The 19043-nt window shown below is 50.2% G+C and carries 16 protein-coding genes; 10 read left to right on the top strand and 6 right to left on the bottom strand.

What is annotated here, in order from left to right:
• Nucleotides 1–144: 144 nt before the first annotated feature.
• Together ACO0LH_RS08105 and ACO0LH_RS08100 are read right to left on the bottom strand one after the other, a co-directional pair.
• On the bottom strand, nt 145–444 hold the full coding sequence (locus ACO0LH_RS08105; protein ID WP_422940526.1) for a hypothetical protein: 300 nt from the start codon (nt 442–444) through the stop codon (nt 145–147).
• Between the two features lie 199 nt (nt 445–643).
• Nucleotides 644–3526, bottom strand: coding sequence for a TonB-dependent receptor plug domain-containing protein (locus ACO0LH_RS08100; RefSeq protein WP_422940525.1), 2883 nt, complete (start codon nt 3524–3526; stop codon nt 644–646).
• A 257-nt stretch (nt 3527–3783) separates the two neighbouring features.
• Here ACO0LH_RS08100 and ACO0LH_RS08095 point away from each other — a divergent pair, with 257 nt between their 5' ends.
• The 6 genes from ACO0LH_RS08095 to ACO0LH_RS08070 all read left to right on the top strand — a co-directional run bounded on the left by ACO0LH_RS08095 (nt 3784) and on the right by ACO0LH_RS08070 (nt 11014).
• Nucleotides 3784–4743, top strand: a complete 960-nt coding sequence (locus ACO0LH_RS08095) for a LysR family transcriptional regulator (protein ID WP_422940524.1) — start codon at nt 3784–3786, stop codon at nt 4741–4743.
• A gap of 114 nt (nt 4744–4857) precedes the next feature.
• Nucleotides 4858–5877, top strand: a complete 1020-nt coding sequence (locus ACO0LH_RS08090) for a transporter (protein ID WP_422940523.1) — start codon at nt 4858–4860, stop codon at nt 5875–5877.
• 69 nt (nt 5878–5946) lie between these two features.
• A complete protein-coding gene (locus ACO0LH_RS08085) occupies nt 5947–6636 on the top strand; it encodes a nitroreductase family protein (protein WP_422940522.1) in 690 nt (229 codons plus the stop codon).
• Between the two features lie 51 nt (nt 6637–6687).
• The gene (locus tag ACO0LH_RS08080) at nt 6688–7146 is read left to right on the top strand and encodes a YybH family protein (RefSeq protein WP_422940521.1); all 459 of its coding nucleotides are present in this window, start codon (nt 6688–6690) and stop codon (nt 7144–7146) included.
• 194 nt (nt 7147–7340) lie between these two features.
• Entirely contained in the window at nt 7341–8621 is a 1281-nt protein-coding gene (locus tag ACO0LH_RS08075) for an HD-GYP domain-containing protein (protein ID WP_422940520.1), read from the top strand.
• Nucleotides 8618–11014 (top strand): sensor domain-containing protein, encoded by a 2397-nt coding sequence (locus ACO0LH_RS08070; RefSeq protein ID WP_422940519.1) that lies wholly within the window; start codon nt 8618–8620, stop codon nt 11012–11014. Before ACO0LH_RS08075 ends, ACO0LH_RS08070 begins: the two co-directional genes overlap by 4 nt.
• 32 nt (nt 11015–11046) lie before the next feature.
• Here the strand turns inward: ACO0LH_RS08070 and ACO0LH_RS08065 are convergent, their stop codons facing one another.
• The gene (locus ACO0LH_RS08065; RefSeq protein ID WP_422940518.1) at nt 11047–11808 is read right to left on the bottom strand and encodes a tetratricopeptide repeat protein; all 762 of its coding nucleotides are present in this window, start codon (nt 11806–11808) and stop codon (nt 11047–11049) included.
• Nucleotides 11809–12041: 233 nt separating this feature from the next.
• Here ACO0LH_RS08065 and ACO0LH_RS08060 point away from each other — a divergent pair, with 233 nt between their 5' ends.
• Nucleotides 12042–12935, top strand: a complete 894-nt coding sequence (locus ACO0LH_RS08060) for a methylglyoxal synthase (protein ID WP_422940516.1) — start codon at nt 12042–12044, stop codon at nt 12933–12935.
• Nucleotides 12936–12945: 10 nt separating this feature from the next.
• Here ACO0LH_RS08060 and ACO0LH_RS08055 read toward each other — a convergent pair whose 3' ends face one another.
• From ACO0LH_RS08055 to ACO0LH_RS08045, 3 genes are all read right to left on the bottom strand, one after another.
• Nucleotides 12946–13767, bottom strand: coding sequence for a hypothetical protein (locus ACO0LH_RS08055; RefSeq protein WP_422940515.1), 822 nt, complete (start codon nt 13765–13767; stop codon nt 12946–12948).
• 94 nt (nt 13768–13861) lie between these two features.
• On the bottom strand, nt 13862–14677 hold the full coding sequence (locus ACO0LH_RS08050) for a DUF2491 family protein (RefSeq protein ID WP_422940514.1): 816 nt from the start codon (nt 14675–14677) through the stop codon (nt 13862–13864).
• A gap of 4 nt (nt 14678–14681) precedes the next feature.
• Nucleotides 14682–15542, bottom strand: coding sequence for a hypothetical protein (locus ACO0LH_RS08045; RefSeq protein ID WP_422940513.1), 861 nt, complete (start codon nt 15540–15542; stop codon nt 14682–14684).
• A 129-nt stretch (nt 15543–15671) separates the two neighbouring features.
• Here ACO0LH_RS08045 and ACO0LH_RS08040 point away from each other — a divergent pair, with 129 nt between their 5' ends.
• From ACO0LH_RS08040 to ACO0LH_RS08030, 3 genes are all read left to right on the top strand, one after another.
• On the top strand, nt 15672–16160 hold the full coding sequence (locus tag ACO0LH_RS08040) for a phage regulatory CII family protein (RefSeq protein WP_422940512.1): 489 nt from the start codon (nt 15672–15674) through the stop codon (nt 16158–16160).
• A 719-nt stretch (nt 16161–16879) separates the two neighbouring features.
• Nucleotides 16880–17536 (top strand): DUF1345 domain-containing protein, encoded by a 657-nt coding sequence (locus ACO0LH_RS08035; protein ID WP_422940511.1) that lies wholly within the window; start codon nt 16880–16882, stop codon nt 17534–17536.
• Between the two features lie 317 nt (nt 17537–17853).
• Entirely contained in the window at nt 17854–18921 is a 1068-nt protein-coding gene (locus ACO0LH_RS08030; RefSeq protein ID WP_422940510.1) for a DUF4214 domain-containing protein, read from the top strand.
• Nucleotides 18922–19043 lie beyond the last annotated feature (122 nt).

Here is a 19043-nt window from a genome sequence, read left to right as displayed (position 1 = left end):
CCTGCAGCAAGCGACCTTCATTTAAAAAATATCCGCTTTTGCTTTCAATTCGGTAGCGCTCAGTACGTTGGCCTGTACAGGCTCACTGGCGACTTCTTTGGGAGACGAGAAGAGATTTTTGATTAACTTGAACATGCCAGAACTCTATTTGGCAATTTCTTGCATGACGATACTGGTCACTTCTTCTACGACTTCCTTGTCGAAACCCTGTTCCAGCAGATGCCATTTGAAAGCGTTGCCGAATTGCGCTTTTTTATAAATATTCAAACTATGTTCCTGTCTGAAATCTTTAATTTTAGCTTCCATCTTTTGAATTACTTTGATGCGTTTCTTGAGCGTCTTGTCTTTTCTTGCTGCCATCTCTGTCGGCATTTCGGCAATAAAAAATTCAGCAAGATGCAAGCCAAAATCTTTTGCAGTCTTTGCGTTAAACCAATTAAACATACACTATCCTCTGATGGAAACGAAACGGCTTCAATATGGGTAAGCTATAAAATTAAGGAAAATCGTTTAGAAATGCTGATAAAACACTATTTTTCCCATAAAACATTATACAAGGCCACATTGCTGCATATACACACAATTAAAAAAACAGGGGCATGAAGCCCCTGTTTTCTCTTTCACCAACTTGTATCAGCGTAGATTATTTAAATACATAACCCAGGTTCAGGCTGAACGCACGGCCATACGCATTGTGCAAGCTATCGTTGTAACCCGTTGTTGTGTAGCTGGAACTTGGATCATACGGTGCCTTGGAGTCAAGCGCATTGAGTACGCGAACACCGAGTGTCACATTTTTGAAGCCCTTGTAGGTATAGCCCAGGTCCACAGTAGTCCAGCTTGCCACGGCGCATTCCGGTACATACGTGAGGTATTTGGCAACGCCGCCCAGTGAAGTGGCAGTCGCTGGCTGACCAGAACCGTAGTGGCAATAAGCAACCGGATAAGTCTCTGCTGCATTGGTATAACGCATCAGGGATACGCCGCCAACGAAGTTAATTGCGCCATTGACTGTATGCGCTTCTTTCGTCCACGAAGAAGAAAGGCTGGCACGCAGACGGGGGATATCGCCGACACTGGTAGAGAAGTTGGAAATACCGCCGCGTGTACCAACCAGGTTGGTTTCAGGATCGCCCGGTTTTTCCGCACGACGGTATTCTATCGTGTAGGAAGTGCGCAGACGGGTATCAAGTTTGCCGCTGTCACCCAGGTTGTTACGCATGGCCATTTCAACGTCAACGCCGCTTACTACAGTACTGCCCTGGTTGATATAGTTACGCAGCAGGGAGATCAGCGGGCCGGAGTTGGGAACAACATTGCCATTCTTGTCCTTGACGAAATTGACAGGGTTGGTATCACGGATCACGGTGCCTGGATAAGCATCCTGATTGTTCAGTATCAGCGTAGAAGACAAGGCCGCTACTTCATCTTCCTTACGGATGTTGTAGTAATCCACCAGGATGTCGAAATCGCGCGTAGGTGACAACACCATGCCCAGCGAGAAGCTTCTGGATGTTTCAGGTTTCAGGTTGGCGTTTTGACGGATCAGGGTCGAAATGCTTCTGGAGCAATCGGTACTGTCTGCGCCAGTCAATGGCGTTTTACCGTCAGGGCAACGAATAGGGTCAACCAGGCCGTTCAGGAACGTCTGTGTACCACCTGCCGTCACCTGCACCAATGCTGGCGCACGGAAACCTTGTGCATAAGTGGAACGGAAAGCCAGTGAGTCATTGACCGTCCATTTTGCACCCACTTTTGGAACAAAATTGGTTTTAAAACTAGGGTATTTGTCGATACGGCCGGCAAAATCCATTTCAAAATTCTTCAGGAACGGTGTACGTACTTCAACAAAAGCAGAGGTGACATTGCGCTGACCCTGGATGAACTGGTTAGCCAGACCCAGTACCTGACCAGAGCTGGTCAGGTTATCTGGCGTCAGTGTCATTTTTTCCTGGCGGAATTCAACACCGGATGCCATGCCAATCGCACCGCCCGGGAGATTACCAAATTCTGTGCTGGCCTTGAAATCGGCCTGCGCAATTTCAGCAACGCCGACGCTTTTCAACTGGCGGCTCAGATTAGGTTGTTTGGCCACGTCTGCCAATGACATATTCTGGCTGATCAGCTTTTGTATTTCTGGTACCAGCAAGAAGCCATTGGAAATATCGGTACGCTCGGAACGGTTCCACAGAACGCCTGTTTCCCAATCCCAGCTCTTGAAGCTGCCTTTCAGGCCGGCTGCGAAACGCAGGGCTTCATTGGTCGTGGTGGTACCGCCTGGGATATCTTCAAAGCGATAGACAACAGCAGCCCGGTCTTTTGGGAACGGGTTATCAGGGTGGCCAACCGGCAAAACTGCCTGGAACGGTGTGCCAGCGCCAGACAAGGCAAACGCTGTGGATGGCGTGCGGCCATCAATCGTACGCGATGGCCCGGTGTAGTTACGGTCTGTCTTGGAATAAGCCAGTTCAGCAAAAGCCGACATCGTATCGTTGATCTGATACATGCCACGTGACATCAGGCTGACATCCTGTGCTGCGCCCTGGACTTCAGCATAATCGTTGAGGTTATAGTTACAGAACTGACGACCGTACAAGGCACTGGTCGTGGCAATATTGTATTGTGCTCCACCGGTGACCAGACGTGATGGATCGCAATTCACGCGGTTGACGACGTTTGCATCGTTGGCAGAGAAGAAGGTGTTACTGCCTGGGCTACGCTCACGGTAGAAGAAAGGCTGGTTACTGGCGAAGCTGGAATAAGGTGACAGACGGCTGTTGAGCACGCTGTACAAATCTTTTTCGACATCCTTGGCATCTTTGACAGCAACCCTGTCACGCTTGGATACTTCAGCACTGAAAGTGATGTTATAGCCGTCTTGCGCATAGCTACCAAAACCGGCAGAAGCACTGGCACTTTTCTTCTTGAACTGCCTGTCGTCATTCGCGCCCATGGTAGCATCTACCTGAAAACCTTGGTAATCGCTCTTGGTAATGAAGTTGATAACGCCAGCAATGGCATCAGAGCCATACACTGCCGATGCGCCATCCTTGAAAATTTCTACGCGTTCCAGCATCGACAAAGGGATACTGTTGATGTCGTACAGGGTCGACTGCCCCTGGTTAGGATTGGCATATGCCGATGGCGTCATGCGGCGGCCATTCAACAAGATCAGGGTAGAGCTTGAACCCAGGCCACGCAGGGAGGCCGTCGCAACGCCACGCGAAAAACCACCATCAACGGCATCAAATGCGCCACCACTGCCCAGGGCAGGTATGGTGCGCAACAATTCGGCAACAGTCGTTGCGCCGCTTTGGCTGATGTCTTTGGATGTCAGGGTTTGTATCGGGGAAGTGCCTTCTTTATCAATACGCTTGATGTGAGAACCAGTCACTTCAACCTTTTGTACTTTTTCTGCCGGTACGGATTGCACATCCTGCGCCTGCGCATTTGCCAGCACGCCGCCAGACAATACGGCCAGGGCCAGTTTCACGGCAAAAGCGCACTTCTTTTCTTGATAAAACATCCAGGGTCTCCTTGGGAATACATGAACCGCTTCAAATTGCAGTGAGAACGAAGCCGGCATTTCTTGAACTGAGCTGCCGGATCGTGGTCGAAATAAAGAAAGGCTTAACAAAGTTGCATATGCATTGCCCATAAACAGCCATTGCACGCGCCATAGTCATATACACGCTGTTACACTTTGTTTCATGCGTGTATCATCCCATTACCATTTCATTACCGTCCAATGAGAATTTGACGGAAAAATATATACATATCGTTATGATTGATTCATTGCCTATAGAAAAGTATTTCGCCCGCCACCTGAAAATCAAGCATTTGCGCTTGCTGGTGGAACTGGCTGACAAGCAAACGGTTGCTCAGGTAGCGGCGGCTTTGCACGTCAGCCAGCCAGCCATTTCCAAAATGCTGGGTGAGATGGAAGAAGGGATAGGCGTCAAACTATTCGAGCGTGCCGGACGTGGTATAAAACCAACACCTTCGGGTGAATGCCTGATACGGCATGCGCGTGAAGTTTTGTTTAACTTGCAAAAAGCGCATCAGGAAATGCGCTCGCTCGCCACCGGCACGGTAGGCAAGGTCACGGTGGGCATATTGAGTGTCGTATCGACGACGATTATCCCCAAGGCTGTCAAAATCCTGAAAACCAACTGGCCGAATGTAACGATTTGTATAATGGATGGTACCGTCGATCAGCAATTACAGGATTTGCGTGAAGGCAAAATCGACATGATCATAGGCCGCGTCTTTTCAGAACGCGCTGCCGAACATTTGCAGGAAGAAGTTTTGTATGACGACCCGCTGGTCATCGTCACTTCCAGCAAGAACCCGCTGGCCCATCGCGATAACCTGACCTGGATGGATTTAAATAATTTACCCTGGATTTTGTCAGTGGAAGACTCACCCACGCATCAGCGCATGGTTAACCTGCTGGCAAAAAATGGCCTGAACAAGCCGACTGATGTTATCGAGTCTGTTTCGCGCTCCGTCAATGTTCCCTTGCTGATGGAACCGCCCAGGCTGGGCTTGTTGTCTCTGTCAGCCGCACGCCAGTTGGTAGCTGAAGGGGTCTTGCAAATCCTGCCGTTGAACCTGGGGCCGTTGCCCAGTCCGGTTGGCATGATATGGAACAAGAGCCGCCCTTTGTCACATGCCGCACTGACTTTCCAGGAATGCATACGCCAGGCTTCGCTGGCGTACAAGAATATGCTGATCGCCTGAACTGACACCTACGCTGATTTTTGAGGTGGCGTACTGCTGATACGTCATCAAAGTGTCTCATATGGGCAGCCGGCCTGATTTACAATATGGCCAGTTTTTCAGCCAGGACAGCCCATGCAAACAGAGCAACTCTCTTACGGATCAGATCAGTCAGGACTTATCTGCGGTTATGTATTTGCGCGCGACCAGCCCGGCAAAATCATGCATACCAAGGAAGTCATGGAGTGGATGCAGTCAGGGCGCAGCGCACTGGACGACTCTTTCGTCTGGCTGCATTTTAATTTATCGAATGTAGCAGCGGAAAAATGGTTGCGTGAATATGCTGACCTGGCCGAGGAATTTTTCGAAACCCTGCATGAAGGTTCGCGTTCCACCCGTATTGAACATGCCGGTCACAGCCTGATTGCGGTGGTCAATGATGTACTCCACGATTTTGCCTTTGAAGCATCCGACATCGCCACTTTATGGCTCAACGTCACCAGCAACATGATGATCAGTGCCAGGCGCAAGCCCTTGCAATCTGTCGACAGGCTGCGCAATGCCGTCAACCAGGGTGAGCATTTCAGTTCACCGACAGAATTATTGACGCACTTGTTGCGTGACCAGGCCGATGTGCTGATCGGCATCGTACGCAATGTCATCAAAAAAATCGACGATATCGAAGACCATTTGCTGGCTGACCGGCTTAATCACAGGCGGGCAAATCTGGGAGAATTGCGTCGGGTGCTGGTACGCCTGCAAAGATTGCTGGCACCAGAACCTGCTGCCCTGTTTCGCCTTTTGCAAAGACCGCCAGTCTGGGTGGCGGAACGCGATGTACAGGAACTGCGCCAGTCGACCGAAGAATTTGCTGTGGTCCTGAGCGATATGGCCTCGCTGCAAGAACGCATCAAGCTATTGCAAGAAGAAATCGCCGCCAGTGTCAACGAGCAAAATAACCGTTCTCTATTCGTATTGACCATTGTCACCGTACTGGCCCTGCCCATCAATATCATTGCCGGTTTGCTGGGCATGAATGTAGGTGGCATACCGCTGGCACAGCATGAAAATGGTTTCTGGATCGTGGTCGCCATCGTTGCCACGTTTACCGTGATCGCCGGTTGGCTGGCGTTCAGAAGAAACAGGAATGATTAGCAAAAACCCACCTGACGGCATGCCATCAGCGATGTCGTCTTCTTTCCAACTTATTGCAGGGAACAAGCCATGAGCAAACTTTCATTCAATCAGGGGTCACCGCAGTTCATTCCATTATCGACGTACCAGGCCTATCCCGAAAACGAGATGCTAGAACGTGCACAAAATTTTTACGAAGATATGAAGCGCCGCAAGACGATACGCGAATTTTCTGACAGGCCGGTACCAAGGGCGGTCATAGAAGCCTGCCTGCTGACTGCGGGTACTGCGCCCTCCGGCGCCAATCACCAGCCCTGGCATTTTGCCGTGGTTGCCGATCCCGCCCTGAAACACAAGATACGGGTAGAAGCGGAAATTGAAGAGCGCGAATTTTATGAGCGCCGTGCGCCCCAGGAATGGAAAGATGCACTGGCCCCGCTGGGTACGGATGCCGACAAGCCATTCCTGGATACTGCTCCGTGCCTGATCGCCATCTTTGGTCAAAAATCCACCTTGATGGACGACGGAACCGCTGTCAAAAATTACTATGTACCTGAATCAGTCTCGATTGCCACGGGATTTTTAATCTCAGCCCTGCATCATGCCGGTCTGGCGACATTGACGCATACGCCAAGCCCGATGGGGTTTCTGAACCAGTTGCTGGAACGCCCGGACAATGAAAAACCATATATCTTGCTGGTAGTAGGTTATCCGGCAGAACACTGCCAGGTGCCAAATATCCAGAAAAAGCCACTGGAGCAGATTGCCAGCTTCTTTTAAATCTCTTTTCCTCCCGGGTTTCACACACCGTTTCATCTGAAAGGATATGTCATGCCAGGCCACTATTTATCCCGCTTGCTATTTGTTGTGCTGGCTATTACCACCAGTCTTTCCAGTGCTGCTGATGATACCGCTGAACTGACGCGGCAAGTCATGCAGACTGAGCGGGCTTTCGCAAAAACCATGGAAACGCGCGATCATCAGGCCTTCAGCCAATTTCTGGCCGATGATGCGATCTTCTTTTCTGGGAAAAAAAACTTGCATGGAAAGCAAGAGGTCGCCGCTTCGTGGAAACGCTTTTATGAAGGCCCGGCTGCGCCCTTTTCATGGGCACCTGAAACCGTAGAAGTCCTCAGTTCAGGCAACCTGGCTTTAAGTACAGGCCCGGTAAGAGACCAGCAGGGCAAGCTGATCGCAACATTCACGTCGATCTGGCGGCAGGAAAGCCCGGGCGTCTGGCGCATTATTTTCGACAAGGGTAATGATGTCTGCGATTGCGCCAAGCCTTAAAATACACAAAAACAGGGTTTTAAGACGAAAATATCGGCAAACTGGCGCTTAATATCCACATCACGCCGGATTTGTAGCTATGCTTGTAAAAAGCTGATGTACCATGCATTGATACCTCAAATAGCTACTGCCTGGCAGGCAACTGCTGAGAATACACATCAAACTTCAGGGTCTGTTTTCCAGAAACCGGTGTTATGACTGATATTCACACACAGTTTATTGAACTATCTCAGCTACGCATCGGGATGTTTGTCTATCTTGACGTAGGCTGGATGGATCATCCATTTCCGGTTTCAAATTTCAAGATCAGTAGCCAGTCACAAATCGACACCATACGCTCGCTTGGCCTGGACCGTATCCGCTATGCACCAGACAAAAGCACCGCAGAAGCTGAATCAAGTAAGCTAGCCAGTGCCCATATCGCATTAAAAGAGCAGGAAAGCGCCGATGCCTATGACGCCAGGCAAAGACGGGAACTGCTGGCAAACCAGCAGGCCAGTCTGCAAATATGCGAACGGCAGTTTTCCAACGCGGCACAGACCTTCAAGCAAGTCACTGAAATCGCCCATGCACAGCCCACGCTGGCGAAAGAGCTGGCAGAAAAATTGATACAGGGGTTTCTGGGGCAGATCCTGGGTGAAGATGAAGCTGCAATACGCCTGTTGTCTGAAAAAGCCGGTGAAAAGACTTCATTGCACTCCATCAACGTCACCGTAATCTCGCTATTGCTGGGACAGGCCCTGCATCTGAGCAAGACCGACATGCTCGATCTTGGCATAGGCGCACTCCTGCACGACATTGGAAAGATTGAACTGCCTGACCGTCTGCGCTGGCCGGACGAACATCTCAATCATGCCGAGCGCCAGTTGTACCACGATCATGTCGTACATGGCGTCAATCTCGCCCGCAAGATGGGCTTGACGCCAAACGCCATGCTATTGATCGCGCAACATCATGAACATGCTGATGGCACTGGCTACCCGGGTCATCTGCCAGGTGAAAAATTAAGCCCGATTGCGCGCATTGTCGCCCTGGTCAACCACTACGACAATCTTTGCAACCCGGCCAACCCCGCATTGGCAGTGACGCCACATGAGGCCTTGTCACAGATTTTCACTCAGCACAAGTTGCGCTTTCATGTGCCGACCCTGACTGCCTTCATACGCATGATGGGTATTTACCCGCCGGGCTCGGTCGTGCAACTGACCGATGAGCGATATGCAATGGTGGTGTCTGTCAATTCCATGCGCCCGATCAAACCCAAGGTGGTCATACACAACCCCTCAGTACCCCGTGATGAGGCGATGGTGGTCAACCTGGAACATGAAAAAATCCTTTGCATACACCGCAGCCTGAAACCTTTGCAATTGCCCAGGGCGGCTTATGATTATCTGTCGCCACGCAAGCGGCTCTGTTATTTCTTTGAGCGTGGGCTGGAAGTGGGGCACAAGACAGAAGGCGGGGCAGCAACATGAGACCGCATCAATGGCTGGCACTGATAGAAGGCATGCTGGAAGCGGTTATTCTGGTTGATCCCATACAGTTGCGCATAGTCGCTGCCAACCGCGCCATGCATCAGCTTCTGAAAATGGATGCTGACAGCCTGATCGGAAAAGGCATCGTAGATCTGGCAGCTGCGCCCGAAGATGTGTTTTTCTGGGAAGATGTAGCTGCCGGTTTGTCAGAAAATATTCATTCAGAAACCCTGCTGCAACGCGCCGATAACAGCATCGTACAAGTTGAAAGGCGGGTCACCCTGGTCAGGGTGGGTATGGACAGTTCTGTGTATGTGGTTGCCATTCATGACCGCTCGGGCCAGAGACAGGTAGAAAACGAACTGGAAAAACTGATTGCCGAATTGCGTGCGACGCTGGAATCCACAGCCGACGGCATTCTGGTGACTGACCTGGATGGGGCCATCCGCAGTTACAACCATTTGTTTGCCGAGCTATGGGGCTTGCCTGATGATTTGCTGACACAGCGGGACGACAGGGCGATTTATGCATGGCTGGATAAATGCATGCTGGACGCCCATCATTATTCAGAAAGGCTGGGTACCATTACCCGTTCCCCACTGATGGAAGCGACGGATGTGCTGGTGCTGCGTTCCGGCAAGATCCTGGAACGCGTGACCTTGCCGCAATACGCAAGGGGCAGGCCGATAGGGCGCGTGTATTCTTACCGCGACATCACCCAGAGGCTGGCCGACGAAGCACGCCTGCAACTGGCCGCGAAGGTATTTGAATCCAGTACGGACGCGATTTTCATCACGGATGCCAATCAAAATATCATCACCACCAATCCCAGCTTCGAACGCCTCAGCAGTTATACCGAACAGGAAATGGTCGGCAAGACACCGAGGGAATTTTTCCGTGAAGAAGACAATGCCGAGCAGGTAGAAAATTTAATGAAGGAGCTGGAGCACCTGGGCTTCTGGGAAGGTGAGTTATGGAACCGCCGCAAAAATGGCCATGCCTACCTGTGCATGATTTCGCTGGTGAGGGTGCAGGATGAGCAAGGCAAGGCGCTGAACTATATCGGCTTTTTCAAGGACAGGACGGAGACCCATACTGCCAAGCAAAGAATAGAAGAACTGGCATTTTCAGATGTGCTGACCGGGCTGCCAAATCGTCTGCTGCTCAGCGAACGTATCAAGCAGTCGATCACCGTTGCCAGCCGCAACAACAGCACTTTTGCCCTGCTGTTTCTGGATCTTGATCATTTCAAGCAGATCAATGATTCCCTCGGTCACCCGTTTGGCGACCGCGTCCTGCAACAAGTGACGGAGCGCCTGAAAAAATGCGTACGCCAGGTGGATACTGCGTCGCGCCTTGGTGGGGATGAATTTGTCCTGCTCTTGCATGAAGCGGATGCAGAAGGTGCAGAAATTTGCGCGCGGCGTGTGCTGGAAGAATTATCAGCGCCGTTTTCACTGGATGGCATGAACTTTACCGTCACGTCGAGCATAGGCATTGCGCTCTACCCGGCAGACGGTCACAGCATGGCTGATCTGATCAAGAATGCAGACAGCGCGATGTACCACGTGAAAGAACGCGGACGTTCAGATTTCCGCTTTTATCAGCGCCAGATGAATATCGGCCTGCTGTCGCGCATGAAGCTGGATCATGCGATGCGCCAGGCACTTGAACATGATCTGTTCCGCCTGCATTATCAGGCCCAGATTGACCTGGATACCGGCAAAATCTTCGGGGTCGAAGCGCTGTTGCGCTGGACAGATAAAGACCTGGGCGAAGTCAGCCCTGCCCAGTTTATACCGGTGGCAGAAGAATCGGGTGTCATTGTTCCCATCGGTAATTGGGTGATGCAAACTGCGATCCGCCAAGCAGCACTGTGGAACCGTGATGGCAAGGCAATACGCGTGGCTATCAATGTTTCGGCGCTGCAATTTCAGCAAACCAATTTTGTTGACAGCATCGCCGCCGCCTTGCAGGAACATGATCTGAAACCGCAATGCATAGAACTGGAACTGACCGAATCGATCCTTATACGCGACGTGGAAGAAGCACTCAGGAAACTGCAATCACTGGCAGAGCTAGGGGTGAAACTGGCGATTGATGACTTTGGTACAGGATATTCCAGCCTCAGTTACCTGAAACGCTTTCCCATTTACAAGCTGAAAATAGACCGTTCTTTTATTGATGACTTGCCTGGTGATGAAAGTGATGTGGCCATCGTGACAGCCATTATTCATCTGGCGCATGCCCTGAAGTTGCGGGTGATTGCAGAAGGCGTGGAAACCACGGAGCAGCGTGACTATTTGCGCAAATTGAATTGTGATGAAATGCAGGGATATTTATTTTCGCAGGCCATGTCTGCGGAAGACTTTGAAAAACGCTACCTGCACTAATGCGCGGCGCACTCAAGCAGGCAGCTAAAAAATCAGGAACGCACTTTCCAGTAACGCGAATCATCACGTATTTCAGAAATCTGTTCCACTGTCAGGTCACTACTGACCAGCTCACGGCTATCCAAGGCCATGCTACCAACTTTCATGCTGGCTTTGAGCAAATAAGTGTAGCCAGTGATCAGGTCACGTTCAACGCCATCACCGTGCAGGTAGCGCAAACCCATCTGAAACTGGGCTGTCGACAAACCCTGTTCTGCCGCCAACGCTTGCCAGTGTGCGGCCAGTGGAATATTTTTCTCTACGCCTTCGCCCTCTTGCAGCGCCAGCGCCAGGTGATGCTGTGCGCTTGCGTTGCCTTGCTGCGCAGCCTGCTGATACCAGAATACAGCTTCTTCTACATTGGTATCTACACCTTTACCATTTTCATACATATAACCCAAAGCCACTTGTGCTGAAGTTAGACCCTGCATGGCCGCACGGCGAAATAAGGAAAACGCGTGTCTTTCGTCTGCTTCTTCACCTTCACCAGTCAGATACATGACACCCAGATTGGCTTGCGCGCCCGCATGTCCCTGGTCAGCCGCCTGTTCCAGCCAATACGCCGCTTCCTGGATATTTTCCACGCTGCCTTCACCTTCGAGGTACAGCAGCCCGAGCATGTTTTGCGCCTGGGTATCACCTAACAGAGCCCAGCGCCGCACTTGCATTTCGTCGTCGAAATCGTCATCGCCCAATGCAGAGGCACAAGCGAGCATGACGCCCAACACTACTAACAGATGTCGCCATTTTTTCATTTTATCCTCACCTGTCATATTGCATGACCAAGGATGCTACGCCTCAAAAACGGCATGCATGTTTCGCAAGTGTTTGAATAGGTAACAAAATGTAGCGAGATTGATACAGCCTGAGAAGACACAGAGTAAACTAGCGTTAATTCAGATACAAAAAGCTGTGTAAATGCATTTATTTCATCCACATTCATTTGATAAATAAGAATGAATTTTGATCATTATCAAGGATAGCCACCGTGACCGACAACAAAAAACTGCGCATAGGACTAATTGCCAACCGTTCTCATCAGGATGCGCCCAACTCTGCCCTGGTGCAGTTACTGCGCGGCGCTGGTCCAGCATTGCAACATCTTCAGGCAGAAATGGTCATCGTCGGCCGCACGTTGGATGCCATCATAGGCCATGGTCTAGTGGAAAACTGCCCATTGATAGAACGCTTTCCCTATGGGCGTGATGGGGGCTTGATGAAACTCGTGTCACGGGTCGTTGACAGTACCCCTGAGCTGGCTATTGACGCAGTGATTTATCTGATTGATCCAGTTGACCCTTCTTCGGTTTTCCCCGAGGCGCAAGCGCTGAAACGGCAATGCGTCATTCATCGCAAACCATTTCTTGCCACGCTGGCCAGCGCACGTGAATGGCTGGAACTGGAAGCAAAGGCTGCCGGTGCAGAGGCCGATGTGACGCTCAATTCCAGTTTTGTGCTGGCACAGGAAGGTATCGCCCTGATTGCCCATGATGCCATGAAGCAGCGCATGCTGGCGATGGCAGAAAAACATTTTGCAGTACTGGACCGTTTTGGCTATCGCTATGCCACCGGGACCACGGGTGGCTTGCTGAATCAACTGGCACAAAAAATCAAAGGGGAAGAAGCCGGAAAAAATTGGGTAAAACCTTATTTATCCGGCCCTATGGGCGGCGATGCGCAACTGGCAGAACTGGTACTGGACAGGAAAATACGGCGCATCCTGTTTCTGGAAGATCCGCATGTGGCACGCCAGCATGAAGCTGACATCCAGTTACTTGAGCGGGCGGCCCGCACCGTCACAGACTATGCACAAGTCGTCAGTGAAGTCGATGGTGCAGACCGCTGGCTGAGTTTGCTGACACAAAGGATCACTGCAAACTGATCATTCCCTATCAAGCAGCGGTTGCGGTTGCGGTTGCCGTTACAGCTGCATCTGCGGCTGGCGCTGCCACCTCTGCTGGCTTGCCAGACAAACGTTTCAGCCTTTCCAGTGCGGTTTCGCCACTGGTGTCAGCCTGTGCGACAGATTTGCGGATGGCATCAATTTCCGCCGCCTGATCGAAAGGTTTTTGCGTAATATCAGCAACGATACGCAAACCGGCAGCTTCATTGCTGACACTTTGTGCACGGCGTGTCAAAGCATTGAGCGCGGTGGAATGGCCTTGCATGCCTGACAGGTTGCTCAATTGCTCCTGTCTTTCCACGCGCAGTTGCTGCAAGTCTTTCTGTGCTTTGGCAGAGGCCAGGTTTTGCAGGGCTTTTTTGGCAGCGGCATCAAAATCAGCAAGCTGCTTGGAAAATGCATCAACGATTTTCTGCAATTCGTTCATGTATTCCTGCGCATCAATTTCTTCCTGGATTTCCAGCGGCAAACGGGCTTTATTCGCTTCCAGTTCATCGCAGAACAGTGTCACCGTTGCTTCAGAAATCTTGCCTGCGGCCAGACGATCGGCCAAGGTTGCCGTGGCCTTTTCATCGTTGGCGATCAGTTCGCGCAGGCGCACGACGTCCTGGTGTTCCTTATCAAACGAAGCACGCGCTGCGGCCAATTTCTGCGCAGTTTCCCTGAGCGTTGCCGCCAGGCGATCACGGTCTGCTTCTGTTGCCGTTTCGGGATCAAAATTGGCGATGGCTTCCGACACTTTGTCGCCCAGTGCGCCGAAGTGTTTGGAAATTAAACGTGCAGTCAGGCCCCAGCCATTCAAGTTACTCATGTTACTTCCTTTCAGTATGTGACGCGGTTATGTGTTACAGGTGCTACGCAAAATTTGCTTTATTAAGAACTAACGGGTACTGCTTGAAACGGTGCTACTGCACCAACAGCCTTTCCGCTTCCAGCGGTATGGCAATCATGAAATCAACATGGATGCCGCGCGAATTGGTGTCGCCATCCCTGCTACGTAAAATCTCTGTACTGATCAGTAAAATTTCTGTCTGACTACCCTCTTCTGCCAGGTTGCGGCGGTAAGGCATGAACACCACTTCCTGTTGCAAGCCATGCTGGCCTGCGGCATCGTCGATACGGGTTTCGATACCCTTGAAGGGAGCGACAAAATCCTGCGCAGCGTCGCCGGCATCACGTTCATACACAACACTGTCGGCATCGGCAAAGACCGTATCAAGGCTGTCATTGTCCCAACCGATTGCGGCCAGTTGTTCGCGCCACAGGCTATAGCTGCGGTCACCCAGGCCGACCCCGTTTTCGCCCAGATAAGCCTGCTGGTCTTCTACTGTTTCCGGTATCAGGCGGGTCAGGCGGCTGCAATACAACATCTCCACGACTGCACCACTGGCATCGCAATACAGCTGCAAGAATTTTTCCTGGGTTTCATCATCAGCATTCAGGTAGTAACGATACATCTTGCCGCTGATCGGTAATTCCACCCGGCTGATGGCAACGATGCGGGTTTCTGCGTCGTCTGGCATGGCGATCAATGAACCCTGACTGATCGCTCTTATCAACGGCGTCTTTTGCAGGTTGACGACACTGCCTATGCGGGCAGCCAGTGGCAGGGCAGCATCCTGACGCCCGGCTTCCTGATGCAGGTCCTGTGCTGTGCCGTTGACTCTCTCCTGCTTGTTGAAAATTTTCCCCACGTATTGATAAGCGTCTTTCCAGGCCATGATATTAATTTCCTCCTAAACTGTAGTGAACCTGCTTTTCCTGTGGCTGCACCGGTTTGATGAAGCGCCAGATTTTGTAGCCCAGCCAGCCCATGCCTCCAAGCAGTAAAGCCCACAGACTGACCCGCAACAGGGACCAGCCCACCGCTTCATGCTCGACCGGTGCCGCTGTTGCAGAGTCCGTTGCAGATGACTTGACTGCACCATCCGCATTTGCACTGTTTGCAGCACCTGCCGTTGGAAAAGGGTCAAGCTGGCCACTGCGGCTATCGTGGTTTGCAGCTTGTGAGTGACTCATCGCGCTACCCAGCATGAAGCCTAAAATGCCACCGGTGACTGCACCGCCAATACCACTGCCGCGCTGCTGCACAATCACTGGCGCAGGCTGGTATATAGGCGCAGCTGGCATGACCGATGGCGTTACCGGCGCTGTCTGCCTGTAATTGCCAGCACTGCCTGTATTCGTGGCATTGCCATAATTTGCTGCGGACTGGTTGCCTGGCGCAGTGGCATTACTGCTGGTATTGCTGGTATTGCTGATATTGCTGGTATTGCCAGCACTGCTGTTACTCTTCTGGTTCCTGGCGTCCATGCTTTTAAGGGCATTCGCCTGCGCCTGGTTTTTTTCCAGGTCACGGTTCAGGGCAGAGTCAGATTTGTTATATGACGCTGGTTTGCTGGTATCAAATTTGCCAAAAGAGCTATTGGTTGGCGGCGGTGCCGCTGGCCTGCTGACACTTCTCTGGGAAGAGAAGCCGCTTTTGAAGCCGCCAGACGACCCACGTGAACTGCTGGCGGCCAGTGTCATGCCTGGCAATATCAGCGCCAGCATGATGATGAGTAGTTTGCTTTTCAATCTGTTCATGATTTCCATCTATAGAAATAATGTTAAGGCCTCTGTACAATCCGTAATCGCTTGGTGCAGCTCTTTATTGATGCTCATCATAGTGAGCAAAATTACAAAGATCATCGGTAATAAAACAGGAAATTCACCATGACACGCAAATACTCCGACATGAACCAACACGACGCGCTGTATAAAATTGCCCGCGCCTATCCCGGCGGCCTGGAAGCGCTGGCGGCAAAAATGGGCGTTTCTGTGAATGTCTTGCGCAATAAGCTGGCACCGGGCATCGAATCGCACTACCCTTCTTTTGAAGAACTGTCCGTCATCGTCGAGCATTGCGATGAAGCCGGCGTCAAGGATGCGCACATGCCCCTGCATGCACTGTTAAGCCGGCATGGCATGGCGGCCTTTGTCATTCCTGAACCGAATCAGGTCAGTGAAGATGATTTGTCACAAACCGTATGCCGCGTCATGAGCCGCGTAGGCGATGTGGCCGAAGCGGTATCAACAGCATTGCTGGACGGTGTGATTACCGATGCCGAAGCTGATTTGATAGAGCGGGAATTTCAGAGTGCACTGACGGTGCTGGGTGAATGGCGCGCCCGCATACGTGCGCACCACAAGCAAAAAGATTAATGCAGTTTTTTGAATTACAGTTGACATTACGATTACCCTTGGCCAATTGTTGACGCGGTCCGTCGGCAGATCGAGGATTATTTGCGTTTCCATACAGCCCATGTCAGAGAAACCTTGGCCTTGTTGATGGGAAGTGCGCTGGAATAAATGAAATCAGTGATTGACGATTCGGAGGTCATACGCCGTTTTACAGAAATCGATACGATGCGGTCCGACACGCGTATGACCTGGAACATCCATGAGGAACTGCCCAGATTCAATTTAGACACCCTTACCGACATCATGGAGTTACAGAATCTGGCTGGGAAAATATATTATCGTCCATGATCGATTGCTTTGAAAACTTAGTTGCCAAGCTGGTCTATCGGCACACGTCAAGTTGCAAATCTGGTGAACACGACGTTAGATGCAGCCGCCGAAACAGTAGCTGTTAACGTCGCCCGTTTCGTCAAAAATCCATTGCACATTATCCCCGGGATTTTAGTGACTGAGGTAACGCTCTGCGGAGCTCGCACTAATCCAACCCCGTCAATCTCGAATTTCTGCGTATAGCCTGCCTGTTTGTTTTGTGACATGCTTCCTTCCTTGACTGAATTTTAAACCCTCAGTAAGCGATGCGTTATTTAGGGAATGCTCACTATTGGGCGCAGTTAGGCCGAGCGGCTATTACGCTAAATCGGGAAATATTTATTCATTTCAATAACCTAAAGGATTAAAAAATGATGACCCTGCCTAAATTTACGCGTACGCGCCCCCGCCTCATGTCGGCAATTATATTGGGCCTCAGCCTTGGAATATTTGCGCCATTGCAAATGAATCCTGTCACTCGCATCCTTATAGGGTGGAATGTAACCGTTTGGTCTTATCTATGCTTAATGGGATGGCTGATGGTGCACGCAAGCCATGCAAGAATCCGCACCATTGCTGCCAAAGAACATCAAGGTGCCATCGCCGTGCTCGCCATTATGTCGTTAGCCTCAATGGCGAGTCTCGCTGCCATTATTCTGGAGCTTTCTATCCTTAAAAACCTCTCGTTTGGGCACAAATTGTTACATTACCTTCTTACTGGTTTTACAGTATTGGGATCTTGGTGCTTAGTAGCTATTTTATTTACATTTCACTACGCGCTCGTTTTTTACAAGTCTACGCCAACGCAACGTCCATTACGATTTCCAGACGATGAACAAAACCCTGATTACTGGGATTTCATGTATTTTTCATTTACCATCGCGGTGGCTGCTCAAACTTCGGATGTATCCGTGTTGACGCGTTCAATGCGAAAGACAGTAATGGGACAATCAGTTCTAAGTTTCTTGTTTAACGTTGCAATAATTGGATTAACTATCAATATTGCTGCCAGCCTCGTCAATACTTAATTCTTCGTTTTGCCGTATTTTTTATCTTGTCTTGTTCATTCAGTATATTCAGCTTCAGTGCTCGCTCGATTAGTCTTTCAAATTTTTGCATCGTTCAGATAGTTAAAGTTTTTTAACAATACTGTCATCCAAATGGCAATTCACTTCGTTAAGGAATAAGAGAGTACAGCGGATTGTCTGTCACTCTTAAGTGAAGCAGCCTAGGCATTAAAGAATTTGTGCGCCGTTTGATAGGCGAAATCTACATCAGCGCTCAAGACCTCGTTATATTGACTTGGACTGCTCACCATACAATTCGTTTATTTCGAGGAGAAAGTATGGCGTTCATCCCTGGTGCGGAATCTGGTTTCGATGCGAGAACCTACGGTTACAATGCAACTCACCCTGACCCGAATTTTCAGGTAAGTTCAGGTACCGTGTCTTTTGGCAAGCTATCTGCAAGTGATTTGACAGGCTGGTATCAACTTAACCTGGATGGTCCCGGCAACTACACGTTGCTTGTATCAACTGATCCTGTCAATAATTACAGCGCTACCAATAACTGGAATTCGACTTACACGGGTATCGCTGTGCAGATTACAGACCGAGCTGGCAATCCCTTGCCAGGTCTGTCACCTCTTGTCGCCAATGCTAATTACGATGGAGGAATTAATTTCAGTTATGCAGGCAACTATTCACATGGTGGTTTCTATATAAAAATCATCAATCTTGAATATGCTGCCACTGATTATATAGTTGGCCTAAGTGCGACTCCCGCAGTTGGACAGTCTGTGTACGGTAACGCTGGTGACAATACCTTTTTTAGTGGCCCAGGCAATCACACGATTCATGGCGGTACTGGACTCAATTCGCTAATTTTGTCTGGGAAAATTGACAATTACAGTATCAATGGAACTTCCAACAATTTTGTGATTAAAGATGTGACTGGCGTTGATGGGACAGAAACAGCATCTCACATACAGCGTTTAATATTCACAGATAGCGCTATAGCCTTTGATATTGATGGTGCGGCTGGTCAAACATATCGCCTATATCAGGCAGCATTTGGACGTACACCGGATTTGAAGGGTCTAGGATACTGGATAAATGCAATGGATCACGGTGCCACGTTGTCAGATGTAGCTGGAGGTTTTTTTCAATCGGTAGAATTTCAGAATCAATATGGCAGCAATCCCAGTACCGCCACCTTGATTACGAATTTTTATCAGAATGTCCTGCACCGTGCTCCAGATCAGGCAGGTTTTAATTATTGGTCCAATCAACTTAACCATGGACTAATTTCACCTGCTGGAGCCCTTGCCAGTTTTTGTGAGAGTGCGGAAAATCAAGCACAGGTCATCGGGCAGATTCAGAATGGTATCGATTACCAAGTCTGGCTTTCTTAAGAAGTTTTATTCGGGCGTATTGAAATAGGGAAACATCGTCTCTGCTATTTAAGGGTTGATTTGCACTGAAAAATCCGAAGCAGGCAAGAATTGGAAGCAACGCCACAGCCTGAAACAGCTTC

The organism is Undibacterium sp. TJN19 (assembly GCF_049339485.1).
Lineage (GTDB): Bacteria > Pseudomonadota > Gammaproteobacteria > Burkholderiales > Burkholderiaceae_D > Undibacterium.
This window is presented reverse-complemented; position numbering and strand designations above follow the sequence as displayed.

Bases quoted from the DNA above. Each gene is read 5' to 3' on its own strand.
- ACO0LH_RS08105 (WP_422940526.1), bottom strand. From the start codon at position 444: ATGTTTAATTGGTTTAACGCAAAGACTGCAAAAGATTTTGGCTTGCAT.
- ACO0LH_RS08100 (WP_422940525.1), bottom strand. From the start codon at position 3,526: ATGTTTTATCAAGAAAAGAAGTGCGCTTTTGCCGTGAAACTGGCCCTG.
- ACO0LH_RS08095 (WP_422940524.1), top strand. From the start codon at position 3,784: ATGATTGATTCATTGCCTATAGAAAAGTATTTCGCCCGCCACCTGAAA.
- ACO0LH_RS08090 (WP_422940523.1), top strand. From the start codon at position 4,858: ATGCAAACAGAGCAACTCTCTTACGGATCAGATCAGTCAGGACTTATC.
- ACO0LH_RS08085 (WP_422940522.1), top strand. From the start codon at position 5,947: ATGAGCAAACTTTCATTCAATCAGGGGTCACCGCAGTTCATTCCATTA.
- ACO0LH_RS08080 (WP_422940521.1), top strand. From the start codon at position 6,688: ATGCCAGGCCACTATTTATCCCGCTTGCTATTTGTTGTGCTGGCTATT.
- ACO0LH_RS08075 (WP_422940520.1), top strand. From the start codon at position 7,341: ATGACTGATATTCACACACAGTTTATTGAACTATCTCAGCTACGCATC.
- ACO0LH_RS08070 (WP_422940519.1), top strand. From the start codon at position 8,618: ATGAGACCGCATCAATGGCTGGCACTGATAGAAGGCATGCTGGAAGCG.
- ACO0LH_RS08065 (WP_422940518.1), bottom strand. From the start codon at position 11,808: ATGAAAAAATGGCGACATCTGTTAGTAGTGTTGGGCGTCATGCTCGCT.
- ACO0LH_RS08055 (WP_422940515.1), bottom strand. From the start codon at position 13,767: ATGAGTAACTTGAATGGCTGGGGCCTGACTGCACGTTTAATTTCCAAA.
- ACO0LH_RS08050 (WP_422940514.1), bottom strand. From the start codon at position 14,677: ATGGCCTGGAAAGACGCTTATCAATACGTGGGGAAAATTTTCAACAAG.
- ACO0LH_RS08045 (WP_422940513.1), bottom strand. From the start codon at position 15,542: ATGAACAGATTGAAAAGCAAACTACTCATCATCATGCTGGCGCTGATA.
- ACO0LH_RS08040 (WP_422940512.1), top strand. From the start codon at position 15,672: ATGACACGCAAATACTCCGACATGAACCAACACGACGCGCTGTATAAA.
- ACO0LH_RS08035 (WP_422940511.1), top strand. From the start codon at position 16,880: ATGATGACCCTGCCTAAATTTACGCGTACGCGCCCCCGCCTCATGTCG.
- ACO0LH_RS08030 (WP_422940510.1), top strand. From the start codon at position 17,854: ATGGCGTTCATCCCTGGTGCGGAATCTGGTTTCGATGCGAGAACCTAC.